This window comes from Microcystis sp. M_QC_C_20170808_M3Col (assembly GCF_007095505.1).
Lineage (GTDB): Bacteria > Cyanobacteriota > Cyanobacteriia > Cyanobacteriales > Microcystaceae > Microcystis.
Map to the genome: position 1 here is coordinate 17,770 of NZ_SFBY01000230.1, position 10,526 is coordinate 28,295.

General features: G+C 45.6%; 10 protein-coding genes. 2 read left to right on the forward strand and 8 right to left on the reverse strand.

Annotated elements, in window-relative coordinates:
* The first annotated feature begins 73 nt into the window (after nt 1-73).
* Nucleotides 74-967 (forward strand): DNA adenine methylase, encoded by an 894-nt coding sequence (locus EWV84_RS10310; RefSeq protein WP_287077920.1) that lies wholly within the window; start codon nt 74-76, stop codon nt 965-967.
* A gap of 9 nt (nt 968-976) precedes the next feature.
* Here the strand turns inward: EWV84_RS10310 and EWV84_RS10315 are convergent, their stop codons facing one another.
* The 7 genes from EWV84_RS10315 to EWV84_RS10345 all read right to left on the reverse strand — a co-directional run bounded on the left by EWV84_RS10315 (nt 977) and on the right by EWV84_RS10345 (nt 7,729).
* On the reverse strand, nt 977-1,807 hold the full coding sequence (locus EWV84_RS10315) for a restriction endonuclease (RefSeq protein ID WP_287077922.1): 831 nt from the start codon (nt 1,805-1,807) through the stop codon (nt 977-979).
* On the reverse strand, nt 1,785-2,045 hold the full coding sequence (locus tag EWV84_RS10320) for a helix-turn-helix domain-containing protein (protein ID WP_036386251.1): 261 nt from the start codon (nt 2,043-2,045) through the stop codon (nt 1,785-1,787). The genes EWV84_RS10315 and EWV84_RS10320 overlap by 23 nt, the downstream gene beginning before the upstream one ends.
* Nucleotides 2,046-2,158: 113 nt before the next feature.
* Complete coding sequence (gene tkt, locus EWV84_RS10325; protein ID WP_287077924.1) at nt 2,159-4,165, reverse strand: transketolase; 2,007 nt, start codon at nt 4,163-4,165, stop codon at nt 2,159-2,161.
* A gap of 82 nt (nt 4,166-4,247) precedes the next feature.
* Nucleotides 4,248-5,498 (reverse strand): beta-ketoacyl-ACP synthase II, encoded by a 1,251-nt coding sequence (gene fabF / locus EWV84_RS10330; protein WP_287077925.1) that lies wholly within the window; start codon nt 5,496-5,498, stop codon nt 4,248-4,250.
* Between the two features lie 69 nt (nt 5,499-5,567).
* The gene (locus EWV84_RS10335; RefSeq protein ID WP_286826504.1) at nt 5,568-5,816 is read right to left on the reverse strand and encodes an acyl carrier protein; all 249 of its coding nucleotides are present in this window, start codon (nt 5,814-5,816) and stop codon (nt 5,568-5,570) included.
* 465 nt (nt 5,817-6,281) lie between these two features.
* Complete coding sequence (locus tag EWV84_RS10340; RefSeq protein WP_287077926.1) at nt 6,282-7,001, reverse strand: biliverdin-producing heme oxygenase; 720 nt, start codon at nt 6,999-7,001, stop codon at nt 6,282-6,284.
* A gap of 557 nt (nt 7,002-7,558) precedes the next feature.
* Nucleotides 7,559-7,729, reverse strand: a complete 171-nt coding sequence (locus EWV84_RS10345; protein WP_287077927.1) for a hypothetical protein — start codon at nt 7,727-7,729, stop codon at nt 7,559-7,561.
* Nucleotides 7,730-7,803: 74 nt separating this feature from the next.
* Here EWV84_RS10345 and rpaA point away from each other — a divergent pair, with 74 nt between their 5' ends.
* Entirely contained in the window at nt 7,804-8,544 is a 741-nt protein-coding gene (gene rpaA, locus EWV84_RS10350; protein ID WP_286824351.1) for a two component system response regulator RpaA, read from the forward strand.
* 157 nt (nt 8,545-8,701) lie between these two features.
* On the opposite strand, the gene EWV84_RS10355 is transcribed toward rpaA, so the two are convergent.
* Nucleotides 8,702-10,186, reverse strand: a complete 1,485-nt coding sequence (locus tag EWV84_RS10355; RefSeq protein WP_287077928.1) for a glutamate synthase subunit beta — start codon at nt 10,184-10,186, stop codon at nt 8,702-8,704.
* Nucleotides 10,187-10,526: the final 340 nt, after the last annotated feature.

Sequence of the window (10,526 nt, forward strand, 5' to 3'; positions counted from 1 at the left end):
TCTGACATTCCTAGAGAAAATATCGTAATTTTGTTAAAATAATCTCAAAGAAAAGCCTCTAAAATTGAAGATAATGTCCAAAATCGCTAAAAAACTTAGTAATTCTCCTTTTCGTTATCCCGGCGGTAAATTTTATGCCCGTAAGCTAATCTTAGCTTGTCTTCCCAGTCACCATAAGTATTGTGAACCTTTTGCGGGGGGAGCATCTATATTCTTTGCTAAGGAAAGTGTAGCAGAGAATATTCTCAATGACAAAGATGAAGAATTAATGAACTGTTATCGACATATCAAAGACCATCTTGATAGTCTAATTGAATTATTAAAAGATCTAAACGCTACCAAAGAATTACACAATTATTATAAAAATGAATTTCAACCAGCCAATGACCTAGAAAGAGCCATGCGTTGGTATTATCTAAATAGAACTTCCTACTCAGGAATTATGAAACTTGAAAATTGTTATTGGGGCTATGGTGATAAGTATTCTATGCGTCCTGAAAACTGGCCTTCTCACCTAAAAACCACTTCGGAAAAACTGCAAAATGTCAGTTTATCTTGTTTAGATTTTGAAGATTTAATCAATCAATTACCCGATGATTACTTTTTATTTGTCGATCCTCCTTACTTTCAAGCAGATCAAAATAAATTCTATTCCTGCTTCTTCAGTCTAGAAGATCATGAAAGGTTATGTAAGACGTTGAAAAAACATCAACATCGATTTAAATTTCTTTTGACTTATGATAATTGCTCCGAAATTAGAGAAATGTATGATTGGTGTATTTCTTTACAAGATAATGAATGGAATTACACTATTAATCGAACTGATGATCAAAAAAATGGGTTGAAATTAGAACATGGTTATCAGAGTGAAAGACGCAAGGGCAAGGAGGTATTTATTGCCAATTATGATCTTCAGAAACCTGCAAGATTTACACCTCTACAATTAAGTTTATTCGATATATCTTGATTGCTAATTTTAATCAAGTAAATCCTCTATTTTTTTGATCGGTAGCCATGGTTGTAGAGGTTCAGCCGTATTAACATCAAAGAAAATTTTGGGATAATTAGGGATGAAATTACAGTTTTGATCCTGGCATTTCTGGCGAGAACAATTGATGTTATTGGTTTGATTTGCTGTTAAATCTTTACTTCTGGCAACGTACATTTTAAAAAGGGCTTCTTCTTGATTATTAATATTAATTTTACTTAAAAATATTTGCTCTTTTGGTGTGGGCTTCCAAACAAATAGTCCCGTTTCTAAATTGGTCTGAAAAAAAGCATTGGCAAGAGATGTAATCACTAAATCAAAATCTGTTTCAATATATTGATCTTTGTGAATATTTAGGCTTGTTGAAGGTATTCCTATCAATTTAGACCTTTGTTCTGCTGCTTTATCTCCTAAGGTTCTTGATCTCATACATTTGACTTCAATAAAAGGTCTGATACCTCCCTGAAGACGGAAACTACCTTTTTTGGCTAACTTACATTCAGCAGAGTACTTTTTGGCGTTTTTTTGATTGATAATAGCTACATCTATATCGTGAGAACCGGCTTGAGGATTTAACCGAGGATTAGTAACTAAATAATTATTTGCGAGTATTTTTGACAGTTCATCTTGTACAGTGAACTCAAAAAACTTGCCACGAATCATAGGAATAACTTTTGGATCATTGAGAACTTCTGTAATATATTTGATATTCAAACTATAACTCTTACAAAAACTTTCTATTTTTTCAAACCATTCCCATTCAAGCTCGTTATCATGCAAAAACTGCTCAAGCAATTTAATCAAATCTTCTGACATCATCAGTATTTACATCGGAATTTATAGACATAGTGTTAAAAAGCTCCGAAAGACTTATGTTTAATGCTCTACATAAAGAAATCAAGCATAGTAAAGAAGGATTCCTTTTACCACGTTCAAGAAGACTGATGTAAGTTCTATCCAAATTGGCCGCTTCGGCCAACCTTTCTTGGGATAAACCCTTTTGAATACGAGCATTATGTAAACATCTGCCAAATTGAGCTAAATTGTCCTTTGCCATGCTTCGATTAAACTGCCTGACGTGACCCCTAGTCCACTGACTGACAGTCACAATAGAAAAACAAAAAAATGAGCCAGATTTTTCTGACTCATTACAGCTAAGATTTCAGGTAATTAACCTAACAACGCTTTTGCCTTCGCTACCACGTTATCCACGGTAAAACCGAACTTCTCTAGAATCACACCCCCCGGAGCAGAAGCGCCGAAGGTATCAACCCCCAACACATCCCCCTCATCGGTGATGTAACGATGCCAACCCATAGTTGAACCCGCTTCCACTGCGAGACGTTTTTTCACTGCTTTAGGAAGTACCGATTCTTTATATTCTGCCGATTGTTCCTCGAATAGCTCCCAACAGGGCATAGAAACGACGCGAGCTTTAATTGCTGCTTCTTTCAACACCGCAGCCGCTTTATCGCAGAGATACAACTCGCCACCCGTACCGATGAGAATGACATCGGGAGTACCCTCGCAATCGGTGATAATATAAGCACCTTTAGCCACACCCTCCAGGGAAGTTCCCGCTAAATTAGGCAGATTTTGACGGGATAATGCTAGTAACGTCGGGCGCTTAGTTTCGCTCACCGCTACTTTATAAGCACCGGAAGTCTCGGTTCCATCCCCCGGACGCATGACTAACAAGTTAGGAATAGCGCGCAGAGAAGCAACGTGTTCCACCGGTTGGTGAGTCGGTCCATCTTCCCCTAAGGCAATGGAATCGTGAGTCATTACCCAGATGACGCGAGTTTCTGACAATGCCGATAAACGGATAGAATTCCGCATATAGTCGGTGAAAATCAGGAAAGTCGCCCCGTAGGGAATCAATCCCGTGTTATGGAGAGCAATCCCGTTACAAATCGCCCCCATCGCGTGTTCCCTTACGCCAAAGTGAACGTTACGCTCCTGATAACTGCCTTTTTGGAAATTACCAAAATGCTCTAATTCCGTGTAGTTAGAGTGGGTTAAATCCGCCGAACCACCGATTAAACCGGGTAACACCCCCGCGAGCGCATTTAAGCAGATTTCCGAGTGTTTACGACTAGCGAGCGCCTTATCTTCGGGTTTATATACAGGTAAAGCTTTGTCCCAACCTTCCGGCAGTTGACCGGTGGTTAACTGTTCAAATAAAGCCGCTTCTGCGGGATATTTAGCCTGATATTCGCTAAATAACTTATTCCAGTCCGTTTCTGCCGTTGCTCCCTTGTCCACTGCTTGCCGGAAACGACTCAGGACATCATCGGGAACCACAAACGGCTCGTATTCCCAACCTAGTGCTTTCCGGGTTAACTCGATTTCTGTTGCTCCTAAAGCTGCCCCGTGAACATCGGCGGTATTAGACTTATTGGGGGAACCATAACCGATGGTAGTGGTGATTTTAATCATCGAGGGTTTATCGGTGACAGCCTTGGCCGCTGCGATCGCATTGGCAATGGCATCTAAATCGGTGTTACCATTCTCCACGTGCTGAACGTGCCAACCGTAGGCTTCAAAACGCTTGCTCACGTCTTCGGTAAAAGCGATATCGGTGGAACCATCGATCGAGATATGGTTATCATCATAGAGAGCGATTAACTTGCCTAAACCCCAGTGACCGGCTAAAGAACAAGCTTCCCCGGAAATTCCCTCCATATTGCAACCATCACCCAAAATCACATAGGTGTAATGGTCGATAATTTTGGCATCCGGTTTGTTGAAACGGGCCGCTAAATGGGCTTCTGCTAGGGCCAAACCGACCCCATTGGCAATCCCTTGACCCAGAGGACCGGTGGTCACTTCTACCCCTTCGGTGACGAAATTTTCGGGGTGGCCGGGGGTTTTCGATTTCCACTGCCGGAATTGTTTAATTTCCTCTAGGGGAACGCTATCGTATCCGGTCAGGTACATCAAAGCATACTGCAGCATACAACCGTGACCGGCGGAGAGAACAAAACGATCGCGATTGACCCATTGGGGGTTTTTCGGGTTAAAACGCAGGAATTGATCCCAGAGGACAAAAGCCATGGGAGCGGCTCCCATCGGCAGTCCGGGGTGTCCCGATTTAGCTTTTTCTACGGCATCCACCGCTAAAAAACGCACCGCATTAATACAAAGTTCTTCGAGAGATTGGGAGGCGACAACCATAATGTTTTTTAGAATGAACTACAAAAATAAGACCCAGTTAAAGAGGGAGCCACTCAAAGATTACTCTTTCAGGGGCATCGACTCAAGCATATTTTCTAAAAGCTAAGGTGACGTTATGGCCACCAAATCCAAAGGAGTTGGAGAGGGCAGCGTTAACTATCTGCTGACGACTTTCGTAGGGGACGTAATCGAGATCACAATCGGGGTCAGGATTGTCGAGGTTGAGAGTCGGGGGAATCCGATCATTAGCGATCGCCATTACCGTGGCCACGGCTTCAATACCACCAGAACCGCCTAAAAGGTGGCCTGTCATCGATTTGGTGGAACTGACGGGGATTTGGTAGGCCGATTCTCCTAAAGCTTTTTTGATCGCCTTGGTTTCCGTGGGATCATTGGCCGCCGTACTGGTGCCGTGGGCGTTGATATAGCTAATTTCCGCCGGAGTCAAGCCAGCATCTTTGATCGCTAATTCGATCGCTCTGGTGGCTCCACGACCATCGGGAACCGGTGCCGTCATGTGATAGGCATCGCAAGTCAGACCATAACCGATCATTTCGGCGTAAATCCGCGCCCCACGGGCTAAGGCCGTTTCTAATTCCTCTATAATCAAAATTCCTGCCCCTTCCCCCATGACAAAACCATCCCGATCCTGATCAAAGGGACGACTGGCCCGGGTGGGGTCATCGTTGCGGGTAGATAGGGCCTTAGCGGAGGCAAAACCAGCCAATCCTAGGGGGGTAACGGCGGCTTCCGTCCCACCGCAGATCATCGCTTTGGCCAAACCCCTTTGTACTAGACGAAAAGCATCGCCGATGGCATTGGAACCGGCAGCACAAGCGGTCACGGTGCAGTTACTCGGTCCTTTGGCCCCCGTGTGGATGGCGGTTAAACCAGCGGCCATATTGGCAATCATCATCGGGATCATGAAGGGACTACACCGGCTCGGACCTTTTGTCAAGTAAATTTCCTGTTGATCCTCAAGCACTTTTATGCCACCCACGCCTGTACCGATTAGTACACCTATATCATCGGCATTGAGAGCGTCGATAACTAATTGAGAATCTTGCAGCGCTTGCAAACTAGCGGCGACGGCAAATTGAGCGAAACGGTCCATGCGCTTTGCCTCTTTGCGATCCACATAGTTGTGGGGGTCAAAACCCCGCACTTCCCCAGCAATGCGACAAGCGTGACGGCAGGCATCAAAGTGGGTGATTAAACCAATGCCACTTTTGCCGTTGATTAAGCCTGTCCAATAGTCTGCTAGATTATTGCCGAGGGGAGTGATCGCACCCATCCCTGTGATGACAACCCTTTTTAATGGCACTTCTGTCATGTCTGTTCAAAAATAAGGGCAGATTTTGCCCCAGATATTTAATCCTAATTGTCAATTTTCCCGCAATAATTAGGCGGTTGCTCCTACTTTCTCGTTAATATACTCGACAGCTTTGCCCACAGTGTCAATTTGTTCGGCCGCTTCGTCGGGAATTTCAATATCAAATTCTTCCTCTAAACCCATCACTAACTCCACCACATCAAGGGAATCCGCTGCCAGGTCATTAGCAAAGCTTGCTTCGGGGGTAACTTTTTCCGGCTCTACGTCTAAGTGTTCCACAACAACTTTTTGAACTCGATCGAAAATGCTTGCACTCATGGATGTCAATTTTTAGCCGCTGGTTTACCGGACTCTAGCCTCTAGGGTCTGGGGAAATGGGGCGGTGTTACCATTTCCGACAATAAATTTCGGTTAGCTTTTTCACTGACCATTTTTCATCTTACTGGAAGTTGTTCCCCTCTTGATGAAGTTTTTTCGCGATCATCGGGGTAGTGGGGTAGTGGGGTAGTGGGGTAGTGGGGTAGTGGGGTAGTGGGGTAGTGGGGTAGTGGGGTAGTGGGGTAGTGGGGTAGTGGGGTAGTGGGGGAATTTCAACTAAAACCCCAACACCCTAACACCCCAACACCCCCCCGCAACGCGCACGCAGTGACCACCCTATCTCCTGCCTCCTGCCTCCTGAATAAAAAGCAAAAATATAACGGATAACTCCGAAATTCAGATAATAATCATGGCTGACCATTACCCCAATTCTAGAATTTCCGTTTTTAAAGGTTTTCTTGACTACTATTCGGCGGTAGCCAATCCAGTTTCGGTGCTGCCGGTGCTGCGACGACGGGTGAGAGTATTAAAGAGCATAATTCCGATCGCTTTGATCAGATTACCTTCCAACTCTTGGAACATTTTCATGTTCATGCCAAAAGCGGCGTTAGCTTCGGCGACAATGCGATCAGCCATGGCTTGCTCCACGGGTAAATCGTCGAGGGTTTGACGATAGTGGTTTTTATAGGCTTTTTCGTCGGGAATATCTTTAAAATCATAGAAAGCCGTGCCACCAGTTTCCAGATTCATCGCTTTTTCGGCGATTTTTTTCAAGATTTGCCCCCCGGACAGATCGCCGAGATAACGGGTATAGGAATGAGCGACTAATAATTCGGGTTCTGTTGTGGCGATTTCCCGAATCCGGTTAACGTAGGCCTGACCTGCGGGAGATAAAGCGATCTCGTTGCGCCAATTGGGACCATAATAAAAATATAAATCCTGTTCCAGCGCATTTTTGCGATTGAGTTCAGGAAAACAGATTTTAGAAACGACGGGATGACTAGGAAGTTTTTCCATCTCCTCCTCCATGGCCGAATAGACGAAGTAGAGGTTAGCCACCAGTTTGCGATAGGAAGTTTTTTCTACCACACCTTTGAGAAAACACTTGACAAAACCGACGTTTTCTGCCATGGTGTGGGATTTTTTCGTGCCTTCCCGCAGTTGAGTTGATAAATTAACGCTCATATTATGATCACCTGTTGGGATGAGTAGAATGGATCGGGTTGGTTACAGATGCTTACTAAAACCGCCTATTTTGGTAGATTAAACTGAATTGATCGGTAATTTTATTAAGAATTTTTACAGTGCCGCCGGGGGAGCTTAGGGGAGAAATTTAGCTCTAGAAGGACTTTCAGTCCGGTTAAAACCGGTATCGATCGAGATGGCGCAATTGTAAAGATTAGTGAAAAACGGCTCCCTAGTTGATCTTGGTGAGAGAGAGGGTGTAATCTAGCGCCAATATCAATTCTCGACCAAGACTGTTCACACTTCTTAGAAATTCTTAACATTCAGGAGACTTATCGAAAATTTGGGTTGAAAACGCCGTCCTTTTAGGACGGCTTTAAGCTACAATGGAAAAAGCGATAACCAAGCTAAAAACTGAACCTTGACCACAGATAGTAGGGGGTTTCGTTCAGAAAAGAAGTCAAATTCGGCCTTGAACGAGTAAAACTTTCTAGGAAATAAGGTTGAACAGGAGATTTTTTCGACTTGTTCAAAGTGGCCGGAGGGCATTCGGACAATCAAAACGGACGTGGAGGAAGGCATAAGACTACCGCTAAGGTAGCAGCATCCTGTGAAGCGTCAACCCCATTCAACGACCACCCTAAAAAAGTGGCGTGGTGAGGAATCGCCGTCCGTTTTACGGCGGCGAGGATGTCAAGTTGTGCTAAACTCAAGCCCTTGAGAGACAAAGCTCTAGTCGCGATGTCAGTAAGAACACATTTAGCAACTCCCTACCCAAACCCTTAGTCATAACACTCTGGTAATGCCCCGAATACTTGTAATCGATGATGATCCTGCGATCGCGGAATTAGTCTCCATCAACTTGGAGATGGCGGGTTATGACGTTAATCCGGCAGAGGACGGGATTAAAGGCCAGGCCTTGGCCGTCCAGTTACAACCCGATTTAATCATGCTGGATTTAATGCTGCCCAAAGTCGATGGTTTTACTGTCTGTCAGCGTTTGCGACGAGATGAACGCACGTCCGACATCCCGATTTTGATGCTCACAGCCTTAGGACAAACCCAAGATAAAGTGGAAGGTTTTAATGCGGGTGCTGATGATTACCTGACCAAACCTTTCGAGGTGGAGGAAATGTTAGCTAGGGTGCGCGCCCTCCTTAGACGCACCGATCGCATTCCCCAAGCCGCTAAACACTCAGAAATACTCAGTTTTGGACCTTTAACCCTTGTTCCCGAACGTTTTGAAGCGGTCTGGTTTGACAGTGTGGTCAAGTTAACCCATCTAGAATTCGAGTTACTCCACTGTCTTCTCCAACGTCACGGTCAAACCGTTTCCCCTAGTGATATTCTCAAGGAGGTCTGGGGATACGATCCCGATGATGATATCGAGACTATTCGCGTTCATATTCGCCATCTGAGAACGAAACTAGAACCCGATCCCCGTCATCCTCGCTATATTAAAACCGTTTACGGTGCGGGTTATTGTCTGGAGTTACCCACCAATGAACAGTTGGTGCTTGATTCATCGGTGGCAACGGTTTAAACAGGGAGCGATTGTCTAGATAGGCAATAGGGACAATTGTTTCCTCGCTCCTCCTGTTCAGATTGAGAGGGTTTGACCGGCGGTTGGGTTTTGATGGCTATGGCTGAGACCTCTTTTTGGACATGACTATAACAAGGGGAAAACAGTAACTACTGGTTTAAGGTAAGTCCGTCGCCCCCATCAAAAAGCGATCGCATTCCCTGGCGGCCCCGCGACCTTCATTAATCGCCCAAACCACCAAACTTTGACCACGACGACAATCCCCTGCTGCAAAGACTTTCGGTAAGCTAGTGGCAAATTGACCGTGTTCGGCCTTGATATTGCTGCGGGCATCCTTTTCTAAGCCTAAATCATCGAGTAAAGGCTGTTCTGGTCCCAAAAATCCCATGGCTAATAGAACCAATTGCGTCGGGATGACTTTTTCTGTTCCTGCTACCGGTTGGGGGATAAACTGCCCTTTTTCGTTGCGTTGCCATTCCACCTGTACCGTGTGAATCCCTGTGACGTTGCCCTCGCTATCCCCCTCGAATTTAGTCGCTGTGGTGGTATAAACCCGGGGGTCATCGCCAAAACGCGCGGCCGCTTCCTCTTGTCCATAGTCCAGACGGTAGATTTTCGGCCATTCGGGCCAGGGATTATCGGCGGCCCGTTCTCGGGGCGGTTGCGGCATGATCTCTAATTGGGTGACGCTACGGCAGTTATGACGCAGGGAAGTCCCCACACAGTCGGTTCCCGTGTCGCCACCGCCGATAATTACTACGTCTTTACCTGCGGCCGAGATAAAATCCTCCCCGGGCTGTCCGTCTAATAGTGCCTTTGTATTAGCGGTGAGAAACTCCATGGCGAAGTGAATGCCCTTTAATTGGCGACCTTCGATGTTTAAATCCCGGGGTTTGGTGGCCCCGGTACAGATAACGACGGCATCGTATTCGTTTAATAGGTCTTGGGCGCTGATATCCTTGCCCACTTCCGTGCTACAGACCATTTTTACCCCTTCCTGTGCGAGTATCTGGAGACGACGCAGAACCACTTCTTCCTTATCTAACTTCATGTTGGGGATACCGTACATTAACAGCCCCCCGGGGCGATCGGCCCGTTCATAAACTGTCACCCAGTGACCGGCTTTATTTAACTGGTCGGCGGCCGCCAATCCCGCAGGTCCTGAACCAATTACGGCCACTTTTTTGCCGGTACGGATTGCGGGGGGATTGGCAGTAATCCAACCGGATTCCCAACCTTTGTCGATAATTGAACATTCAATATTTTTGATCGTAACGGGGGGATTATGAATACCGAGAACACAGGAACCCTCACAGGGAGCGGGGCAGACTCTACCAGTAAATTCGGGGAAATTATTGGTTTTATGAAGGCGATCGAGGGCTTCTCGCCACAATCCTCGATAGATTAAATCATTCCATTCGGGAATCAGGTTATTAATCGGGCAACCACTGGCCATGCCACTAATGAGCGTTCCGGTGTGACAAAATGGTGTACCACAATCCATACAACGGGCGGCCTGATTGCGGAGTTTATCCTCAGGCATGGGAAGATGAAACTCATCCCAATTATGAAGGCGATCGAGAGGGGTAAGTTCGGAAGGAAGTTCACGCAGGAATTCGATAAAGCCAGTCGGTTTGCCCATAGTCTTTTTTGTCTCTGTCGTTTATTCCCTATCTTCCTTCAGGGTTCGATCGATCCCCGCAACTTTACCGATTTCTTTAATAAAATCTAGGAGAGTGGGGGTTGGGGAGTGGGGAGTATTTAAACCCTTAACCAGACTGACCTGGAATTAGTTTTGTTGGGAAACAGAGGAAATCAACGGGATTTACAGCCAGGTAAGGGCAAAGGAGAGATGATCTTGGCTAGTGGGACTTAAACAAATTTCAAGCCCAAACAAAGCCTAAACTGGCTTTGTAAGCGGCAAACACATCCCGATTCTCGGTCAGCCACTCAAAGAAACGGAAAGACATCGCTGTCCGAAA